Genomic DNA, 19498 nt, shown 5'->3' with positions numbered 1-19498 from the left:
AATGCGCGCGCGTCCGGCCCAGCCCTGCGGGTGGGGTGCCATGCTCGCGGCAAGACGCAGTGATTAAGTGTCCCTCACGCATATGTGTGATCGCGAAAGGGGCTGGTCCGAGGTGCCATTGGTCAAGACGTGGCAGCTCATCGCAGGGTCGGCCGTCGCCGGCCTCGCCCTGTCGGCTGCGATGGTCGCCACCGCCGGTCCTTGGGACTCCGGCCAGCGTAAGGCCGAGCGGGACAGGGCTGCCTCCTGGAGCCGGACGGGTGGTGCAGATCACGCCGCCGGCGGCCTCCCGCAGGCCGCACCCAGCGCCCCCGGGGTACTCGGCGCCCTCGCCCCGCGCCCGAACACCGGCGCCGCCGCGCTCGCCGGGGCCCTCACCCCGCTGCTCGCCGACCCCTCGCTCGGCACCGCGCGCGGGGCCTCGGTGATCGACGTCGCGACGGGCCAGGTGCTCTACGAGTCCGGGGCGGGCGACCCCATGACCCCGGCCTCCACCATCAAGATCGCCACCGCGAGCGCCGCCCTGGCCGCGCTCGGGCCCGAACACCGGATCCGGACCACCGTGACGCCCGGAGCCGGCCCCGGCGAGATCGTCCTGGTCGGCGGCGGCGACCCGTCCCTCACCGCCAAGAAGAAGAGCCCCGCCGGCTCCGGCGGCAGCCTCGTGGCCCTCGCCGCCGACACCGCCCAGGCCCTCAAGGCCGCCGGCACCGACACCGTGACCCTCGGCTACGACGACTCCCTCTACACCGGACCCGTCCGCCACCCCATCGGCCGCGACGAGAACATCGCCCCCGTCACCGCCCTCACCGCCGACGAGGGCCGCCCCGACGACTCCACCTCCGGGCCCGTGGACCGCTCCGACGACCCCTCCAGAGACACCGCCCGCTCCTTCGCCGCCCTGCTGCGCGACCGCGGCATCAAGGTGGGCGGCGAACCCGCCAGGGCGAAGGCCCCCGCCGGGGCCCAGCCGCTGGCCACCACCCTCTCCACCCCCCTCGCCGGGCTCGTGGAGCGGATGCTGACCAACAGCGACAACGACATCGCCGAGGCCCTCGCCCGCCAGACCGCCCTCGCCGCCGGCCGGCCCGCCAGCTTCGAGGGCGGCGAGCAGGCCGTCACCGAGAAGCTGGCCTCCCTCGGCCTCGACCTCAAGGGCGCCCGCTTCGCCGACGGCAGCGGCCTCAACCGGGCCGACCGGCTCAGCACCCGCCTCCTGACGGCCCTCCTCGCCAAGGCCGCCGACCCCCGCCACCCCGAGCTGCGGCCGGTCCTCACCGGCCTGCCCGTCGCCGGCTTCACCGGAACCCTGCGCGCCCGCAACACCGGCGACTCCGCGGCGGCCGGCCTGGTCCGGGCCAAGACCGGCACCCTCACCGTGGCGAACGGCCTCGCCGGCACCGTCGTCGCCCCGTCCGGGCGGCTCCTCGCCTTCGCCTTCCTGGCCGCGAACACCCCCGACAAGACCGCTGCCGAGAAGGGCCTCGACAAACTGGCCGCCGCCGTCGCCGCCACCCCCTGACCCACGGGGGGATCCTCTCCAGACTCCGTCCGGGGGGACCCCCAACGGCGCCGGTCCACGTACGGTTGACGCATGACGAGCATCGGTGGTGCGGAGATGGTCGACTGGAACCTCGCGGTGGCGACCGCGACCCGGCTGGTCAGGCCGGGTCCGGAAGTCAGCCGCGACGAGGCCCGGGCCGTGGTGGCGGAACTCCGCCGGCACGCCAGGACCTCCGAGGAGCACGTGCGCGCGTTCACCCGGATGATCCCCGAGGGCTCCCCCCTCCCCGACACCCCCGTCCTCGTCGTCGACCGGGCCGGCTGGATCAAGGCCAACGTCGCGGGCTTCCGCGAACTCCTCGGCCCCCTCCTCGGCAAGATGCAGGACCGCCGCTCCGCCACCCCCGGCGGCGCCGTCATCGGCTCCGTCGGCGGCAAGGTCACCGGCGTCGAGCTGGGCATGCTGCTCAGCTTCCTGGCCTCCCGCGTCCTCGGCCAGTACGAGACCTTCGCGCCCGCCGGCCCCGACCTGCCGGGCGGCGCCGCCACCGGCGGCCGCCTGCTGCTCGTCGCGCCGAACATCGTGCACGTCGAACGCGAGCTGGGGGTGCACCCGCACGACTTCCGGCTCTGGGTCTGCCTGCACGAGGAGACGCACCGCACCCAGTTCACCGCCGTCCCCTGGCTGCGCGCCCACCTGGAGGGCGAGATCCAGACCTTCCTCGGCGCCACCGAGTTGGAACCCGGCGCCGTCCTGGAGCGGATCCGCGAGGCCGTCCAGTCCTTCGCCGGAGCCCGCGCCGAAGGCGAACGCGGCGACGAGGCCCCCTCCCTCGTCGAACTCGTCCAGACCCCCCAGCAGCGCGAGGTCCTCGCCCGGCTCACCGCCGTCATGTCCCTGCTGGAGGGCCACGCCGACTTCGTCATGGACGGCGTCGGACCCGAGGTCGTCCCCTCCGTCGCCGAGATCCGCGAGAAGTTCCAGCAGCGCCGGGCCAGCGGCGCCGGCCGCCTCGACGCCGCCCTGCGCAAGGTCCTCGGCCTTGACGCCAAGCTGCGCCAGTACCGCGACGGCGAGCGCTTCGTACGGGCCGTCGTCGGCCAGGTCGGCATGGACGGCTTCAACCGGGTGTGGACCTCGCCCAACACCCTCCCCACCAAGGCCGAGATCGCCCGCCCCGCGGACTGGGTGGCCCGGGTCCACCGCAAGGGCGGCACGCAGAGCGAAGAAAGGTGAAGCAGGAGGCGTAAACGTGTCTCACTGGGGGAAGCAGCATCACCCTTCCGAGGGACCGTGAGCCGTGGAAGGGCGTGCGATGCTCGGGGAACGGCTCGGTTCTGTCACCATCGACGCACTCTGAGTGACATTCCGCATCTCCCCCGCGCAACACCCGAAGCCTCCGAGCATCCGAACTCCACGAAGGGCACCGGACATGGGTCCCCATCCTGCGGTCGCGGCGATACGCCTGGCGGTCCGCCGCGTACTCCACGACGTCCTCACCGACCTCACCGACATCCCCCGCCCCCGCGGGGCGGGCGGCCAGCCCCTCGTCCTCGTCGCCTGCTCCGGCGGCGCGGACTCCATGGCGCTCGCCTCCGCCCTCGCCTTCGAGGCACCCAAGCTCGGCATCCGGGCGGGCGGCATCACCGTCGACCACGGCCTCCAGGTCGGCTCCGACCTGCGCGCCGCGGAGGTCGTGAGCCGCATGACCGCGCTCCGCCTCGACCCGGTGGAGTCCGTCGCCGTGCACGTCGGCCGCGAGGGCGGACCCGAGGCCGCGGCCCGCGACGCCCGCTACGCCGCCCTCGACGAGGCGGCCGACCGGCTCGGGGCCTGCGCCGTGCTGCTCGGCCACACCCGCGACGACCAGGCCGAAACCGTCCTGCTCGGCCTCGCCCGCGGCTCCGGCATCCGCTCCCTGTCCGGCATGGCCGAAGTCTCCGGCGGCCCCGGCCGCACCAACCGCTACCGGCGGCCCTTCCTCCAGGTCGACCGGCAGACGGCCCGCAAGGCCTGCATGGTCCAGTCCCTGCCCGTCTGGGACGACCCGCACAACCTCGACCCCGCCTACACCCGCTCCCGGCTGCGCCACGAGGGACTGCCCGCCCTGGAGAAGGCGCTCGGCAAGGGAGTCGTGGAAGCGCTCGCCCGCACCGCCCAGCTCTCCCGCGACGACGCCGACGCCCTCGACGCCTGGGCCGCCGACGCCGAGGCGGGCGTGCGCGACGAGGACGGCCGCCTGGAGTGCGCCAAGCTCTACGCGCTGCCCCCGGCCGTCCGCCGCCGCGTGCTGCGCCGGGCCGTGGTCGCCGCCGGCTCCCCCGCCGGCTCGCTCTTCGCCCGCCACATCGAGGAAGTCGACCGCCTCATCACCGGATGGCGGGGCCAGGGCGCCATCAACCTGCCCGGCCGCGTCGAGGCCCAGCGGCAGGGTGGCAGACTTGTCATCCGGCAGGGCTGATTGGTGCTGAAACACGGCTGAGTCCTCCGGGGCACCCCCCGGAGCCCCGGCCGACAACGAAAGTGATGCGGGTGGACGAGAAGGACATGGGCAACGACCTCCAGTCGGTGCTCATCACCAAGGAAGAGATCGACGCGAAGCTGGCCGAGCTGGCCGCGAAGATCGACGCGGAGTACGCGGGCAAGGACCTGCTCATCGTCGGCGTGCTCAAGGGCGCCGTCATGGTGATGGCGGACCTGGCGCGCGCCTTGTCCACCCCGCTCACCATGGACTGGATGGCGGTGTCCTCGTACGGCGCCGGGACCCAGTCCTCGGGCGTGGTGCGGATCCTCAAGGACCTGGACACCGACATCAAGGACAAGCACGTCCTGATCGTCGAGGACATCATCGACTCGGGCCTGACCCTGTCCTGGCTGCTGTCGAACCTCGGCTCCCGCCAGCCGGCCTCCCTCAAGGTCGTCACGCTGCTGCGCAAGCCCGAGGCCGCGAAGGTCGCGATCGACGTTGAGTGGGTCGGCTTCGACATCCCGAACGAGTTCGTCGTCGGCTACGGCCTCGACTACGCGGAGAAGTACCGCAACCTGCCGTTCGTCGGCACGCTCGCCCCGCACGTCTACGGCGGCTGACCGCGTCCTTCGCGGACGCCGTCACCGCCGGCGCCCCCGGGGGAACCCGGGGGCGGTTCCCGACGTTGGAGCAGGGGAAGGCGGGTCTGTCAGCCGTCCCTTGAGGCCGCGGGTGACAATACAGAGGTACATTCCGAAGAACAGTCTTTACTCACAGCAGCATTTACCTACGGGCAGGAGGGACGGGGTGCCCGGCACCCCGTATGGATGGACGTGAAGCGATACTTCCGTGGGCCGGTCATGTGGATCGTGCTGGCCGTCCTCGCCGTGGTCGTGTTGATGAACGTCGTCGGCTCCGGCGGCGGCTACAAGTCGGTGGAGACCAGCGAGGTCATCAAGGCGATCAACAGTGGCCAGGTGGACAGCGCCAAGCTGACCACCGGTGACAGCCAGATGATCAAGATCGAGCTGAAGAAGGGCCAGAAGCTCGGCAACAACAGCGGCACCAAGTTCCAGGCCAACTACATCGGGGACCAGGGCGTCCAGCTCGCCCAGAACCTCCAGAGCAAGTACGAAGCCGGTCAGATCCCCGACGGCTACTCCGTCACGCCGGACAAGACCAGCCCGTTCCTGAGCGTGCTGCTCTCGCTCCTGCCCTTCGTCCTCATCGTCGTCGTCTTCCTGTTCCTGATGAACCAGATGCAGGGCGGCGGCTCCCGGGTCATGAACTTCGGCAAGTCCAAGGCGAAGCTCATCACCAAGGACACCCCGAAGACGACGTTCGCCGACGTCGCGGGCTCGGACGAGGCCGTCGAGGAACTCCACGAGATCAAGGAGTTCCTCCAGGAGCCGGCGAAGTTCCAGGCCGTCGGCGCCAAGATCCCCAAGGGCGTGCTGCTCTACGGCCCGCCCGGCACCGGCAAGACCCTGCTCGCGCGTGCCGTCGCGGGCGAGGCCGGTGTCCCCTTCTACTCGATCTCCGGTTCCGACTTCGTCGAGATGTTCGTCGGCGTCGGCGCCTCGCGCGTCCGCGACCTGTTCGAGCAGGCCAAGGCCAACGCGCCGGCGATCGTCTTCGTCGACGAGATCGACGCCGTCGGCCGGCACCGCGGTGCGGGCCTCGGCGGCGGCCACGACGAGCGCGAGCAGACCCTCAACCAGCTCCTGGTCGAGATGGACGGCTTCGACGTGAAGGGCGGCGTCATCCTGATCGCCGCCACGAACCGCCCCGACATCCTCGACCCGGCACTGCTGCGCCCGGGCCGCTTCGACCGGCAGATCGCGGTCGACCGCCCCGACATGCAGGGCCGTCTGGAGATCCTCAAGGTCCACCAGAAGGGCAAGCCGGTCGCACCGGACGTCGACCTCTCGGCCGTCGCCCGCCGCACCCCCGGCTTCACGGGTGCCGATCTCTCCAACGTCCTCAACGAGGCCGCGCTCCTCACGGCCCGCTCGGACAAGAAGCTGATCGACAACCACATGCTGGACGAGGCGATCGACCGCGTCGTGGCGGGCCCGCAGAAGCGGACCCGGATCATGTCGGACAAGGAAAAGAAGATCACCGCGTACCACGAGGGCGGACACGCCCTGGTCGCGGCGGCCTCCCCGAACTCCGACCCGGTCCACAAGATCACGATCCTGTCCCGCGGCCGGGCCCTGGGCTACACCATGGTCCTGCCCGACGAGGACAAGTACTCGACCACGCGCAACGAGATGCTCGACCAGCTCGCCTACATGCTGGGCGGGCGCGCGGCGGAGGAACTGGTCTTCCACGACCCGACCACCGGCGCCGCGAACGACATCGAGAAGGCCACGGCGACGGCCCGCGCGATGGTCACCCAGTACGGCATGACCGAGCGCCTCGGCGCGATCAAGTTCGGCGGGGACAACACCGAGCCGTTCCTGGGCCGCGAGATGTCGCACCCGCGGGACTACTCGGAAGAGGTCGCGGCGCTGGTCGACGAAGAGGTCAAGAAGCTCATCGAGACCGCGCACAACGAGGCCTGGGAGATCCTGGTCGAGAACCGGGACGTCCTGGACAACCTCGTCCTCGCGCTGCTGGAGAAGGAGACGCTGGGCAAGGAGGAGATCGCCGAGATCTTCTCCACGATCGTGAAGCGCCCGGCCCGCCCGGCGTGGACCGGTTCCTCCCGCCGTACCCCCTCCACCCGTCCGCCGGTGCTCTCTCCCAAGGAGCTCCAGCTGACGAACTCCGCGAACGGCACCTCGGCGGCAGCCGCGGCGCCCGTCTCCACGGAGAAGGGCATCGAGGTGGCCCCGGAGGACCGCCCCGAGGCCTGACCACCCGGAATGGAAGCCGCGCCCCCCAGGTTCTAGCCTGGGGGGCGCGGCACATTTGTACGAAGCCGCGCGTGCGCACAGGAACGAGGATGAGATGACCGACCCAGTGACCCTGACCGGTGGCGAGGGCACGATCGGCGAGTTCGACGAGAAGCGCGCCGAGGCGGCCGTCCGCGAGCTCCTGATCGCGGTCGGCGAGGACCCGGACCGCGAAGGCCTCCTGGAGACCCCGGCGCGCGTCGCGCGGGCGTACAAGGAGATATTCGCCGGCCTCTACCAGAAGCCCGAAGAGGTCCTGACCACGACCTTCGACCTCGGCCACGACGAGATGGTCCTGGTGAAGGACATCGAGGTCATGTCGAGCTGTGAACACCACCTGGTCCCGTTCCACGGTGTGGCGCACGTCGGATACATCCCGTCCACCGACGGCAAGATCACCGGCCTGTCCAAGCTGGCCCGCCTCGTGGATGTCTTCGCCCGCCGGCCCCAGGTACAGGAGCGGCTGACCACGCAGATCGCCGACTCCCTGATGGAGATCCTCGACCCCCGCGGCTGCATCGTGGTCATCGAGTGCGAGCACATGTGCATGACCATGCGCGGCGTCCGCAAGCCCGGCGCGAAGACCATCACCTCGGCGGTCCGCGGCCAGCTGCGCGACCCCGCGACCCGCAACGAGGCCATGAGCCTGATCATGGCGCGCTGACCCCGTGCCGGAGCCGGGGGCGGCCGCGGAGGCCGGCTGGGAGCCGCTGAGCGAGGACGTCCGGCGCACGCTGGAGATCCTGCTGGACGGGGAGGCGGGGGATGCCCCCGGCTACCGGGCCCAGATCCCGCACACCCGGATGAAGGCCGGCTGCACCTGCGGCTGCCCCAGCCAGTACCTGCTGGTCGGGCCGGGGGGCGTGCCGGCGGCGGGCGCCGAGCCCGCCCCGATCGTGGCGAGCCGGTGCCTGCGGTCCCCGGACGGCGGATACGTCGGCGAGGCGCTGCTCTTCGCCGACGAGGGCCTCATGGTGTCGCTGGAAGTCTGCCACTGGGAGGACCTGGGACCGCTGGTCCCGCCCCTGTGGCAGCGGCTGGACCCCGTCTAGGCCGTGGCGGGGGCCTTGGGCGGGTCGTCGTCCTCGGGGAGCCTCAGGACGCGCTCCAGGAAGAGGGCGGCGGCGATCACGGCCGCGCCGGCGATGACCGAGCCGGCCGCGTACCAGGCCTGGTCGCGGCGGGCCGGGACGTCCATCGCGTCGGTGAGCAGGAAGACGCCCACGCCGCCGTACATGCCCGCGACGAGGGCGGCGACGAGGGCGCTCGCCTGGCCGAAGACCACCGCCCGGGCCGCCATCAGCGGCTCCACGCCCTTCGCCCCCGGGCGGCGCTCCCGCTGGGCCTTGAGGCGGGCGCGCATCGACAGGGCCGTCGCCAGCAGGACGACGGCGATCACCGCCAGCACGATCGGTGCGGCCAGTGGGACGCCCGGCAGGGTGCCGTACGCGTTCCACAGGCGGGCACCCGCCCAGGACAGCACCCCGGCGATCGCGAAGATGCCCGCCAGGACCGCCGGCCTCAGTTGCTTCACTTGCCCGTCCCCTGTTCAGTCGCTGCTACCTGAACACGCTAACGGCTACTCCGGCAGGCGGAGTTCCAGGTCGGTGCGTGCCGTGACACCGGCGAGGCCGATCGTGGCCAGCAGTTCCGCGACGGGGCCGCGGCCGGGCAGCTGGGCCTCGGGGTCGATGTCGTGCCAGGGGGCCAGGACGAAGGACCGCAGGTGCGCCCTGGGGTGCGGCAGGGTGAGGACCGGGTCGTCGGAGACCACGTCGGCGTACGTCACGATGTCGACGTCGATCGTGCGGGGCCCCCAGCGCTCCTCGCGGACGCGGTCGAAGGCCTCCTCGATCGCGTGCGCCCGCTCCAGCAGGGAGGAGGGCGGCAGGGTGGTCTTCAGCGCGATGACGGCGTTCAGGTACGAGGGCTGCGAGCCGGGCTCGACGCCCCACGGCTCCGTCTCGTAGACCGGGGAGACGGCCTTGACCCGCAGCCCCGGGGTGTCGCCGAGGGCGTCGATGGCGCCCTGGAGGGTGTCCAGGCGGTTGCCGAGGTTCGCGCCGAGCGCGACGACGGCCCACTTGGGGTTGGACAGGGTGGTGTCCGCCGCGTCGACCGCCTCGACGACGGAGGCGGGCACCGGCTGGACGGTGGGGTCGCTCTGGGCGTTCAGTCCGTTGTTCATGCGCGGCTCCGGGTGATCGTGATGGTCACGTCGTCGAAGGGGACGGTGATCGGCGCGTCCGGCTTGTGGACGACGACCTCCACCTGTGCCACCGCCTCGTGCTTGAGGCACTGCTGGGCGATCCGCTCGGCGAGGGTCTCGATCAGGTCCACGGGCTCGCCCTGGACCACGTCCACGACCTCCTCGGCCACGACGCCGTAGTGCACGGTCTTGGCCAGGTCGTCGCCGGCCGCGGCCGGGCGGGTGTCCAGGTGCAGCACGAGGTCGACGATGAAGGTCTGGCCCTCTTCGCGCTCCCGGGGGAAGACGCCGTGGTGCCCGCGAGCCTTGAGGCCGCGCAGCGCGACACGATCCACGCGAATCACTCCTGCTTTCGTAGGTGCTTCCGGTCCCGGGACTCCCCGGGGCCATGGGCCTACGCCGAGTGCGGTCGGCGTCGTCCACCTTCGAATTTACCTGCGACGAACCCGGGGCCCCGCCCTTGGGGTCAGTCGGAGCCCTCTTCTTCCTCGTCATCGGAGTCCGTGAGCACCGGAGAACCGTGGTGGGACCAGAGGCGCCAGCCCTCCGGTGTGCGTCGGAACACATTCGTGGCGACGACCAGCTGGCCGACCAGCGGACCCAGCTCGCCGGCCTCCTGGGAGGGGCCCCCGCTGAGGATGTTCTCGGTGCACGTCACCAGTGCGGTGTCACCTATGAGGGCCACCTTGGTGTCGGTCAGGAAGAACTGGATGTACTCGGTGTGGGACATGATCAGCGCGTACGAGCGCAGCACCTCGCCCCGCCCCGAGAGCACCGGCCACCCGGGGTGGACGCAGGAGATCTCGTCCTCGAGCCAGAGCGCCGACAGCGTGTCGAAGTCCCCCTGCTCCATGGCCGCGTAGAACGCCGTGTTGGCCTCTTCGACGGCTTCGATGTCGGTACGGCTCACCGTGCCCCTTCCCTGTACGTCCGGCGGGTGTGCGTCGGGCGGGTCACAGAGCCCCTTCCACGGCGCGGGCCACCCGAACCGCGTCCGCGGTCGCCCGTACCTCGTGCACCCGTACGGCCCAGGCGCCCTGGTGCGCGGCGATGGCGGAGACGGCGGCCGTCGCGGCGTCCCGCTCGCGGGCCGGCGGCGGGGCGGTGTCGGCGGTGCCGGCGAGGACCCGGCCGAGGAAGCGCTTGCGGGAGGCGGCGACGAGCAGCGGGAAGCCGAGGGCGCGCAGCTCGGGGAGGCGGGCGACGAGGGCCAGGTCGTGCTCGGCGTTCTTGGCGAAGCCGAGGCCGGGGTCGACGACGATCCGCTCGGGGGCGATGCCGCCGGTGACGACGGCGTCGATGCGGGCGCGGAGCTCGGCGCCGACCTCGGCGAGGACGTCGTCGTAGACGGCGAGGCTGTTCATGTTGTCGCTGAAGCCGCGCCAGTGCATGACCACGAAGGGCACGCCGGCGTCGGCGACGGCGGGGATCATGCCGGGGTCGGCGAGGCCGCCGCTGACGTCGTTGACGAGGCGGGCGCCGGCGGCGACGGCCTGTTCGGCGACGGCGGCGCGCATGGTGTCGACGGAGACGACGACGCCCTCGGAGGCCAGGCCCCGCACGACGGGCACGACCCGGCGGAGCTCTTCCTCGGCGTCGACGCGGGTGGCTCCGGGGCGGGTGGACTCCCCGCCGACGTCGACGAGGTCGGCGCCGTGGGCGACGAGTTCGAGACCGCGCTTGACGGCTGCGGTGGTGTCGAACCACCGGCCGCCGTCGGAGAAGGAGTCCGGGGTGACGTTGACGACGCCCATGACCGCGCAGCGGTCCCAGTCGGGCAGCCCTGTGACGATGCCCCTGGGGGCCGGCCCGAGGTTGCTGTTCATGGGCTCCAGCCTAGTTGGCCGGGCCGTTGACGGGGCCGGGGCGGGTGGGCGTGTGCGGCCGGGCGTACCGCTGCGCGGGGCGAGGTCCCCTACCCGCCCTTCGCCCGTTCCCCGGGCTGCGCCCGGACCCCTCCCGGGGCTCCGCCCCGGACCCCGCGCCTCAAGCGCCGGCGAGGCTGAGGGTGCCGGCGGCGCCGGAACAGCCGAACGCCGGCGGGGCTGGATCTTCCAGCCCCGCCGGCGTGTGAGGCCTGGGGGTCCCCCCGGACGGAGTCTGGGGGAGGGTGAAGGGCGGGTAGGGGACCAGCTCCGCAGGGGTCCCCCACCCCCCGGGAGGGGCTACGCGGCTTGGACCTCGCGGTCCTGCTGGGCCGGGACCTTGGCCTCGTGGACGGCGTGGGCGCAGGTGCGGACCGGCTTGGGAGGGCGCCGGCTGGCGAAGAGGCGGGGGAGGGCCAGCGTGACGAAGCCCTCCGCCTGCATCACGGCGAAGCCGATGCGCGGCAGGTCGCGGTGGTGCCGGTAGACCATGAAGCGCGGCTCCCAGCGGGGGCGGAACTTCTCGTTGAACTTGTACAGCGACTCGATCTGGAACCAGCGCGAGAGGAAGACGAGCAGGCCGCGCCAGGCCCGCAGGACCGGTCCGGCGCCGATCTTCTCGCCGCGGGCGAGGGCCGCGCGGAACATCGCGAAGTTCAGGGAGACCTTCTCGATCTTCAGCTCGGGGGCCTGCTGGAGGGAGGCGACGATCAGCAGCTCGTTCATGCCGGGGTCGGCCGCGCGGTCGCGGCGCATCATCTCCAGCGACATGCCGTCCTTGCCCCACGGCACGAAGTGCTGGATGGCCTTGAGGTCGCCGAAGGGGCTGGTGTCGCCCTCCTCGACGCGGTGCGCGGTGGCGATGATGCAGTCGCCGTCGCCCGGGTCGCCGATGCGGCCCAGCGCCATGGAGAAGCCGCGCTCGGTATCGGTGCCGCGCCAGGCCTCGGCCGCCTTGCGGATCTGGGACAGCTCGAACTCGTTCAGTTCGCTGACCCGGCGGACCTTGGTGGTGTAGCCGTTGCGTTCGATGCGCTTGACCATCTGGCGGACGTTGCGCATCGGGCGGCCGGCCAGGGAGAAGTCTTTGACGTCGACGATGGCCTCGTCGCCGAGTTCCAGGGCGTCCAGGCCGGTCTCGCGGGTCCAGACCTCGCCGCCGGTCTCGCTGCAGCCGACGACGGCGGGGGTCCAGGAGTGGGCCTTGGCCTCCTCCATGAACCGCTCGATGGCGCCGGGCCAGGCCTCGACGTCGCCGACCGGGTCGCCGGAGGCGAGCATGACGCCGGAGATGACGCGGTAGGTGACGGCGGCCTTGCCGCTGGGGGAGAAGACGACGGCCTTGTCGCGGCGGAGCGCGAAGTGGCCGAGGGAGTCGCGGCCGCCGTGCTTGGTGAGCAGCTCGCGCAGCTTGTCCTCGTCGGCGGGGGTGAGGCGGGCGGCCGGGTGCTCGGGGCGGAAGGCCAGGTAGATGGTGGTGACGGCGGTCAGCATGCCGAGGGCGCCGAGGGAGTAGCCGACGGTCCAGGAGACCCGGCCGGCGTAGTCGACGGGGCCCTCGAAGCCGAAGAGGCCGTAGACGACGTGGGTGATCTGCTCGTACAGGCTGGGGCGGCCGACGACCTTGCCCGGGTGCACGTTGACGATGACGAGGCCGAGGCCGATGGAGCCGGCGCTCATCAGGACGAAGTTGGCGAGGGCCTTCCAGCGGCTGCGCGGGTCCGGAAGGGCCTTGAACTCGCCCTGGTGGCGGACCAGCAGCGCGAGGAGCACCGCGGAGATGACCACGCCGATGACGGAGTGGCGGTACGCGAACTGGGAGACGGCGCCGGCGGGCAGCAGGATGACGGCGGCCCGCCAGGCGCGGCGCTTGCGGCGCTTGAGACCGTGCGCGAGGAGCAGTATGAGCACGCCCGCGCTGATGGAGAGGGCCGCGGCGAAGGGGCCCAGGGAGCCGGGCAGCACCTCGGTGACCGCGTGGATCCGGCTGTGGCGGAATCGCGGGAAGACGCCCGCCGCGATGTCCAGAAGGCCGACGATCATGACGGCCGTACCTACGAGACCGGGCACCGACTCCGGTCGTGGTCCGCGGAAGATTCGCCGGACCGTACTCGGAACCTGTCCCGACTTATCGCCATCTATCCTGCTAGACATCGCTTCCCGTTGCTCTGCGAGAGATCATGTGGCCGAAGGCCGTGACAGCCTCCGGAGTGTGGTGCGTCCACTAGGACGACATCGGCGGGGAGCGGGTTCACTCTTCCGTCGGAAAAATCCGGTCCTGCCATCAGAAAGTCGACTGACTGCTCATGGGTCTCACCAGTAATACGGTTCTGGTCCTGGCCATCATCGCGGGCGTGGCCCTGTTCGCGGTCACGGTCTGGGCCTGGCCGAAGCTCTCGGGGCGCGGCGTGCGCGCGGTTCTCGGCCGGATCGGCCTGCTGCTCGCGACCCAGCTGGCGCTGTTCTCGGCGGTCGGTCTCGCGGCGAACAAGTCGTTCCTCTTCTACGGCTCGTGGGCGGACCTGTTCGGCCAGGAGACGTCCATCGGCAAGGTCGTCGACCACTCGATGAGCAGCAAGGACATCAAGGTCCTCGACAAGCAGAAGCTGGACGTGCCCGGCGGGGGCAAGCCGCAGGTCGGCGGGCAGATCCTGAAAGTGGCCATAACCGGGCAGAAGTCGAAGATAACGAGCCCCGGCTACGTGTGGCTGCCGCCGGAGTACTTCCAGCCGCAGCACAAGGACCAGAACTTTCCGGCCTCGATCGTCCTGACGGGCTACCCGGGCACCGCCGAGAACCTGATCAAAGGGCTGAACTACCCGATGACGGCCTTCAAGCAGGCCAAGGCGGGCAAGATGAAGCCGATGATCCTGGTCATGCTGCGGCCGACCATCGCGCCGCCGCGCGACACCGAGTGCGTGGACATACCCGGTGGCCCGCAGACCGAGACGTTCTTCGCGCAGGACCTGCCGCAGGCGATCCAGTCCACCTTCCGGGTGGGCAAGAAGCCGCAGAACATGGGCTTCATCGGCAACTCGACGGGCGGCTACTGCGCCCTGAAGATCGCCGCGCACCACCCGCAGACCTTCGGTGCCGGCGTGGGCCTGTCCGCCTACTACAAGGCGGCGGACGACGCGACGACCGGTGACCTGTTCCACGGCGACGCCAAGCTGAAGGCCCGCGCGGACGTGCTGCAGAGCATGCAGGACAAGAAGCCGGCGGGTACGTCCTTCCTGGTCACGACCAGTGAGAAGGGCGAGGACAACCTGAACGACACCCGCAAGTTCATCAAGCTGGTCAAGGGCCCGGACCGGGTCTCCTCGATCGTCCTCGACAGCGGCGGCCACAACTTCAACACCTGGCGCCGCGAGATCCCGCCGATGCTGGTGTGGCTGAGCGGCCGCCTCCAGGCCTGAGCCCGTGCTCGCGTCGCGCATCCGAAGGGCCCGGCTCCGGCCGGGCCCTTCCGCGTGTCCGGGTTCGGTCAGGAGTCCTGGAGGCCGGCCCGGCGCAGGGCCCGGTGGACGCCGCCGGGGGTGAGTACGCCGGCCAGCGCGCCGGAGTCCGGGTCGGTGACGCCGATGCGGCCGGAGTCGTCCTGGAGCAGGGCGGCGAGGGCCTCGCGCAGTGACGCCCCCAGGGGCACCGTGACGGCGGGGCCGGGGCCGCCGTCGGGGTCGGTGAGGTCGGCCGCCCCGACGGGGGTGACGGCGAGCCGCTTGAGGCCGCGGTCGGCGCCGACGAAGGAGGCGACGTACTCGGTGGCGGGCGCGGCGAGGACGGCGGCCGGGCGGGCGAACTGCTCGATGGTGCCGTGTCCGTAGACGGCGATCCGGTCGCCGAGCCGGACGGCCTCCTCCAGGTCGTGCGTGACGAGCAGGATCGTCTTGCGGACGGTCTTCTGGAGGGTCAGGAACTCGTTCTGGAGCCGTTCGCGGACCACCGGGTCCACCGCGCCGAACGGCTCGTCCATCAGCAGTACCGGCGGGTCGGCGGCGAGGGCGCGGGCCACGCCGACGCGCTGGCGCTGTCCGCCGGACAGCTGCTGCGGGTAGCGGCTCCCGTGGACGGCCGGATCCAGCCCCACGAGTTCGAGCAGTTCGGCGGCGCGGGCGCGGGCCCTGGCCTTGGGGGTGCCGATCAGCTGGGGCACGGTCGCCGTGTTCTCCAGGACCGTCTTGTGCGGGAACAGCCCGACCTGCTGGATGACGTAGCCGATGCGGCGGCGCAGCTCGACCGGGTCGGCGGCGGCGATGTCCTCGCCGTTCAGCAGGATGCGGCCGGAGGTCGGCTCGATCAGCCGGTTGACCATCTTCATCGTGGTCGTCTTGCCGCAGCCGGACGGGCCGACCAGCGTGACCAGCTCGCCTTCCGCGACCTCGAAGGACAGCTCCTCGACGGCCGTCGTCCCGTCGGGGTAGCGCTTGGTCACTCGCTCGAATCGGATCACCCCGCCATCCTCCCCCAAGGGCCTGCCCGGATGGGCGAAGGGTTCGTCAGGGGAGTGTTGCGGCTGTGCGAATAATTCCGGCCATCGCGGGCACCGGGGGTTATGGTCGCCCGGAGGCCGCTGTGCGGCACGTCCGTACGAGGGGGGAAGGGGTGAGCGGCTTGGCCGGGCAGGGCTGCCTGGTGGCGAACGACTGGATCTGCTGGGAATACGTCACCTCGCGCTCCCGGGAGCTCACCGACGCCACCGTCGAACACGTCTGGATCACCGCCGTGTCGGTGCTCGTCGGCGTCGCCGTGGCCGTCCCCCTCGCCCTGCTGGCCCGCCGCGGCCGCCGCTGGGCGGCCCCCGTGCTGGGGCTGACCACCCTGCTCTACACGATCCCCTCCCTCGCCATGTTCTCCCTGCTGCTGCCCTTCTTCGGGCTGTCGGCGGCGCTCGTGGTGACCGGTCTGGTGCTGTACTCGCTGACCATCCTGGTCCGCAACGTGCTGGCCGGCCTGGAGGCCGTCCCCGAGGACGTACGGGAGGCCGCGCGCGGCATGGGCTACGGCCCGGGCCGGCTGCTGTGGCAGGTGGAACTCCCCCTGGCGCTGCCCGCGCTGCTGGCCGGGGTGCGGATCGCCACCGTGTCGACGGTGGCGCTGACCACCGTCGGCTCCATCGTCGGCAAGGGCGGGCTGGGCAACCTGATCGCCCCCGCCGTGAACAGCTCCTTCAAGGCCCAGGTGCTCACCGCGTCCGTGCTGTGCGTGCTGCTCGCGCTCGTCGCCGACCTGCTGCTGCTCGCCGTGCAGCGGCTGCTGACCCCGTGGACGCGGCCCGGCCGCCGTGCCGCGGGGGCGGCCGTGAAGGCGAAGGGGGCGTGAGGGCGTGGGCGTGATGGCGCGGGCCTGGGACTGGCTGGCCGACGGGGCCAACTGGTCCGGCGAGGCGGGGGTGTGGCACCGGCTCGGCGAGCACGTCTACGTGAGCGGGATCGCCCTGGCCGTCGCCTGCGCGGTGGCCCTGCCGGTGGGGCTCTGGCTCGGCCACGTCGGCAAGGGCGGTGCCCTCGCGGTGAACGTCTCCAACGCCGGGCGGGCCGTGCCGGTGTTCGCCGTGCTGGCCCTGTTCATGGTCTCGCCGCTGCGCAGCGCGGGCTACCTGCCCACCATCGCCGCGCTGGTGCTGTTCGCCGTACCGCCGCTGCTGACCAACGCGTACGTCGGCATGCGCGAGGTGGACCGGTCGGTGGTCGAGGCGGCCCGGGGGATGGGCATGTCCGGCCGCCAGCTGTTCCTGCGCGTGGAACTTCCCCTCGCACGCCCCCTGGTGATGACCGGGCTGCGCTCGGCCGCCGTGCAGGTCGTCGCCACCGCCACGATCGCGGCGATGGTCGGCCAGGGGGGCCTGGGCCGGATCATCACCGCCGGCTTCAACACGTACAACACCCCGCAGGTGGTGGCGGGCGCCGTACTGGTGGCGCTGCTGGCCCTGGTGGTGGAGGGCGCGCTGGTGGCGGCCGACCGGCTGCTGCCGGGGGCCCCGTCGCGCTGAGGCGCGGCCGGCCGCCGTCCCTCCCTCTTACCGATCCCTAAGGAGCATGATGAGCAAGTCCACGCGCATCCTCGGCGCGACCCTGGGCGCGGTGGCCCTGACCGTCTCGCTGGCCGCGTGCGGCGGCGAGAGCCTGGAGAAGGCGAAGGACGGCGGTTCCGCCTCGGCCCCCGCCGGCGGCGGCAAGGGGAAGCTGGTGGTCGGCGCGGCGGGCTTCACCGAGTCCAACGTGCTGGCGGAGCTGTACGCCCAGGTCCTGCGCGGCGCCGGCTACGACACCTCGATCACCACGGTCAACAACCGCGAGCTGTACGAGCCGTCGCTGGAGAAGGGCGAGATCGACGTCGTCCCGGAGTACGCGGCCACGCTCGCGGAGTTCCTGAACGCCAAGGTGAACGGTCCGAACGCGCCCAAGGAGAAGCCGGTCGCCTCCAGCGACGCGGCGGCGACGGTCGCGGCGCTGGAGAAGCTCGCGGCGCCGCTCGGGCTCAAGGCCCTCCCGGCGGGCTCGGCGGTCGACCAGAACGCCTTCGCCGTCAGCAGGGAATTCGCGCAGAAGAACAACCTCAAGTCCCTTTCCGATCTTGGAAAGTCGGGCCTGAAGGTGAAGATCGCGGCGGGTGACGAATGCGCCGTCCGCCCCTTCTGCGCGCCCGGACTGGAGAAGACGTACGGAATCGCCGTTTCCGGTATTGACCCCAAGGGAGTCGGCACCCCGCAGGCCAAGCAGGCCGTCAAGGACGGGGTGGACCAGCTGGTGCTGACCACCACCACCGACGCCACCCTCGACGCCTACGGCCTGGTCCTGCTGGAGGACGACAAGAAGCTCCAGAACGCCGACAACGTGCTGCCCGTCGTCAACGCCAAGGACGCCGGGGCCCCCGAGGTCGCCACCGCACTCGACGCCCTCACCAAGGCCCTGACCACCGCCGACCTCGTCGAGCTGAACCGCAAGGTGGACGCGGAACGCGCGAAGCCGGCCGACGTGGCGAAGGCCTATCTGGAGTCCAAGGGACTCCTGAAGAAGCAGTAGTCACGTCTTTGACGGCCAATGGTGGGGTAACTGCCCGGAAACGGATTGCCGGGCGGGTACCCCACACGCGGTCCACGCCCTGTAAATTTCAGGCCATGCCCCGTGGACGCCACCGCAATCCCGAGCCCCTGCACCGACTTCTCACGCCGACGGCCGTCGCCGGGGTTTCCGTGGCCAGCGCCGGTGCGGCCTGGCTCCTCGCGGAACCCCTCGCACTGCGCCTGCTCGTGGCCCTCACGGCGGCCGCGGGCGTGGGCGGTGCCGTCCTCATGCGCTCCTGGGACCGGGCGGCCGGCCGCCGGGTGGCGGAGCTGGCCCGCGAACGGGTCAAGGACGAGTGGAAGACGGACGAGCGGATAGCCGAGCTCGAATCCGACATCGAGGAGGCCCGCCTGCTGCGCGCCCGCCTCGACGCCAAGCTGCGCGCCAAGCGCGTCGAACTGGCGGGCCTGCGCGGGGAGCACGCCGCGCTGCTGCGCCGGTACGCCACCGCCGAGACCGAGCGCGCCAGCGCCCTGGAGAAGCGCCGGCTCCTGGAGCTGGAGGCCTCCTCCGCCCCGGCGGGCGGCCCCAAGGAGCTCCCCGCCGTCTCCGAGGAGCGCACCGGCGCCGGAGCGCCCACCCCGGTCGGCTACGCCCGGGCCCACGCCGCGATGGCGGCCCTGGCCCGCAAGGCGGAGGAACGGTCCGCCGCCGCTGCCGCCGCGGCGCCCGCGCACAGCCGCCCCGCCGTTCCCGCCCCCGACCGGGCGGCGGCGGTCCCGGCCCGCCGGCAGGCGGCCGCGGTGTCCCCGTACGCGGCCCAGCGCCGCACCGCCTCCCGCGCCGAGGGCGGCTTCGACTTCTTCGGCACCAAGAACGCCGCGCAGGCCCGCGCCGCGATCGAGTCCGTGCAGAACGAGGACCTCGCCGACGTGGTCGGCGCCGAAGCCCTCGCCGTCCACGAGGCGGAGACCGCGGGCGCCGCAGCCGAACCGGAGGCCACGGAGGCCACCCCCGAGCAGGACGCGGCAGGCCAGGTCATCGACCTCACGGCCCACGACGAGACCGAGCCCATCGAGGTCGTCCGCCTCCGCACGGCGATCTCCTAGGCACCCGCCGGGGGCCCGGCCGGACGGATCGTCCACAGCCTGTGCACGAAACGGCGGGCCCGGGGACGGGCCGGGTCAGGGGAAGGCGAGGACCAGGGCCACCGCGGACGGCTCCAGCACCAGTTGGGCGGCCAGTGCCGGGCCCCGGAGCCTCGCCGGCGCGGCCAGGGCGAGCAGCATCGCCAGCGCCGCCGCCCCGCACAGCACCAGGAAGACGGCCCCGGGGAACGGCGCGCAGCCGCCGTACATCAGGCAGCGGCCGCCCTTCTCCGTCATCAGGACCAGGATCTTCGCCGCCACCAGCGCGGGCACGAACAGCGCGGCGGCGATCACCGCGGGCACGCGGCTGCGCCCCGCCCCCGCGGACGGGGGCGCGGCGACGGTCGGGGGCTGAGGGCTCCAGGTCATGCGGCCATCCTGTCCCGGCGGGCCGGCCCGGG

General features: G+C 72.1%; 20 protein-coding genes. 12 read left to right on the top strand and 8 right to left on the bottom strand.

The window, feature by feature from the left end; translation table 11 throughout:
• Window positions 1-82 precede the first annotated feature (82 nt).
• The 7 genes from dacB to D1J60_RS15835 all read left to right on the top strand — a co-directional run bounded on the left by dacB (window position 83) and on the right by D1J60_RS15835 (window position 7923).
• On the top strand, window positions 83-1522 hold the full coding sequence (gene dacB / locus D1J60_RS15865) for a D-alanyl-D-alanine carboxypeptidase/D-alanyl-D-alanine-endopeptidase (protein WP_241253285.1): 1440 nt from the start codon (window positions 83-85) through the stop codon (window positions 1520-1522).
• 72 nt (window positions 1523-1594) lie between these two features.
• Window positions 1595-2740 carry a zinc-dependent metalloprotease gene (locus D1J60_RS15860; protein ID WP_125821531.1) on the top strand — a complete coding sequence of 382 codons (1146 nt, stop codon included), beginning with the start codon at window positions 1595-1597 and terminating at the stop codon, window positions 2738-2740.
• A gap of 196 nt (window positions 2741-2936) precedes the next feature.
• Window positions 2937-3965, top strand: a complete 1029-nt coding sequence (tilS, locus tag D1J60_RS15855) for a tRNA lysidine(34) synthetase TilS (RefSeq protein ID WP_125595577.1) — start codon at window positions 2937-2939, stop codon at window positions 3963-3965.
• A 65-nt stretch (window positions 3966-4030) separates the two neighbouring features.
• Window positions 4031-4591, top strand: a complete 561-nt coding sequence (gene hpt, locus D1J60_RS15850) for a hypoxanthine phosphoribosyltransferase (protein WP_007264874.1) — start codon at window positions 4031-4033, stop codon at window positions 4589-4591.
• A 207-nt stretch (window positions 4592-4798) separates the two neighbouring features.
• Window positions 4799-6832, top strand: a complete 2034-nt coding sequence (gene ftsH / locus D1J60_RS15845) for an ATP-dependent zinc metalloprotease FtsH (RefSeq protein ID WP_007264873.1) — start codon at window positions 4799-4801, stop codon at window positions 6830-6832.
• Between the two features lie 94 nt (window positions 6833-6926).
• Complete coding sequence (gene folE / locus D1J60_RS15840; protein ID WP_007264872.1) at window positions 6927-7535, top strand: GTP cyclohydrolase I FolE; 609 nt, start codon at window positions 6927-6929, stop codon at window positions 7533-7535.
• Between the two features lie 4 nt (window positions 7536-7539).
• Window positions 7540-7923, top strand: coding sequence for a hypothetical protein (locus D1J60_RS15835; protein ID WP_125821530.1), 384 nt, complete (start codon window positions 7540-7542; stop codon window positions 7921-7923).
• On the opposite strand, the gene D1J60_RS15830 is transcribed toward D1J60_RS15835, so the two are convergent.
• From D1J60_RS15830 to D1J60_RS15805, 6 genes are all read right to left on the bottom strand, one after another.
• Window positions 7920-8405, bottom strand: a complete 486-nt coding sequence (locus D1J60_RS15830) for a DUF3180 domain-containing protein (protein ID WP_125595579.1) — start codon at window positions 8403-8405, stop codon at window positions 7920-7922. The genes D1J60_RS15835 and D1J60_RS15830 overlap by 4 nt on opposite strands.
• A gap of 45 nt (window positions 8406-8450) precedes the next feature.
• Window positions 8451-9059 carry a 2-amino-4-hydroxy-6-hydroxymethyldihydropteridine diphosphokinase gene (folK, locus tag D1J60_RS15825; RefSeq protein ID WP_125595580.1) on the bottom strand — a complete coding sequence of 203 codons (609 nt, stop codon included), beginning with the start codon at window positions 9057-9059 and terminating at the stop codon, window positions 8451-8453.
• Window positions 9056-9415, bottom strand: a complete 360-nt coding sequence (folB, locus tag D1J60_RS15820) for a dihydroneopterin aldolase (RefSeq protein WP_030010912.1) — start codon at window positions 9413-9415, stop codon at window positions 9056-9058. The genes folK and folB overlap by 4 nt, the downstream gene beginning before the upstream one ends.
• 131 nt (window positions 9416-9546) lie before the next feature.
• On the bottom strand, window positions 9547-9990 hold the full coding sequence (locus D1J60_RS15815) for a nuclear transport factor 2 family protein (RefSeq protein WP_125595581.1): 444 nt from the start codon (window positions 9988-9990) through the stop codon (window positions 9547-9549).
• Between the two features lie 43 nt (window positions 9991-10033).
• The gene (folP, locus tag D1J60_RS15810; protein WP_125821529.1) at window positions 10034-10906 is read right to left on the bottom strand and encodes a dihydropteroate synthase; all 873 of its coding nucleotides are present in this window, start codon (window positions 10904-10906) and stop codon (window positions 10034-10036) included.
• Between the two features lie 339 nt (window positions 10907-11245).
• Complete coding sequence (locus tag D1J60_RS15805) at window positions 11246-13099, bottom strand: phosphatidylglycerol lysyltransferase domain-containing protein (RefSeq protein ID WP_125595583.1); 1854 nt, start codon at window positions 13097-13099, stop codon at window positions 11246-11248.
• Between the two features lie 152 nt (window positions 13100-13251).
• Between D1J60_RS15805 and D1J60_RS15800 the strand changes: the two genes are divergently transcribed.
• Entirely contained in the window at window positions 13252-14361 is a 1110-nt protein-coding gene (locus D1J60_RS15800) for an alpha/beta hydrolase-fold protein (RefSeq protein WP_125595584.1), read from the top strand.
• 68 nt (window positions 14362-14429) lie between these two features.
• Here the strand turns inward: D1J60_RS15800 and D1J60_RS15795 are convergent, their stop codons facing one another.
• Window positions 14430-15395, bottom strand: coding sequence for an ATP-binding cassette domain-containing protein (locus tag D1J60_RS15795; RefSeq protein ID WP_125821528.1), 966 nt, complete (start codon window positions 15393-15395; stop codon window positions 14430-14432).
• 161 nt (window positions 15396-15556) lie between these two features.
• Here D1J60_RS15795 and D1J60_RS15790 point away from each other — a divergent pair, with 161 nt between their 5' ends.
• The 4 genes from D1J60_RS15790 to D1J60_RS15775 all read left to right on the top strand — a co-directional run bounded on the left by D1J60_RS15790 (window position 15557) and on the right by D1J60_RS15775 (window position 19058).
• Entirely contained in the window at window positions 15557-16264 is a 708-nt protein-coding gene (locus D1J60_RS15790) for an ABC transporter permease (protein WP_125595599.1), read from the top strand.
• Window positions 16265-16268: 4 nt separating this feature from the next.
• Window positions 16269-16934, top strand: coding sequence for an ABC transporter permease (locus D1J60_RS15785; protein WP_125595586.1), 666 nt, complete (start codon window positions 16269-16271; stop codon window positions 16932-16934).
• Between the two features lie 49 nt (window positions 16935-16983).
• The gene (locus D1J60_RS15780; RefSeq protein ID WP_125821527.1) at window positions 16984-17967 is read left to right on the top strand and encodes an ABC transporter substrate-binding protein; all 984 of its coding nucleotides are present in this window, start codon (window positions 16984-16986) and stop codon (window positions 17965-17967) included.
• Window positions 17968-18062: 95 nt separating this feature from the next.
• Window positions 18063-19058, top strand: coding sequence for a hypothetical protein (locus D1J60_RS15775; RefSeq protein ID WP_125821526.1), 996 nt, complete (start codon window positions 18063-18065; stop codon window positions 19056-19058).
• Between the two features lie 75 nt (window positions 19059-19133).
• Here the strand turns inward: D1J60_RS15775 and D1J60_RS15770 are convergent, their stop codons facing one another.
• Window positions 19134-19466, bottom strand: coding sequence for a hypothetical protein (locus D1J60_RS15770; RefSeq protein WP_125821525.1), 333 nt, complete (start codon window positions 19464-19466; stop codon window positions 19134-19136).
• Window positions 19467-19498: the final 32 nt, after the last annotated feature.

This window comes from Streptomyces sp. W1SF4 (genome assembly GCF_003950035.1).
In the GTDB taxonomy this organism is placed as follows: Bacteria; Actinomycetota; Actinomycetes; order Streptomycetales; family Streptomycetaceae; genus Streptomyces; species Streptomyces racemochromogenes.
This window is presented reverse-complemented; position numbering and strand designations above follow the sequence as displayed.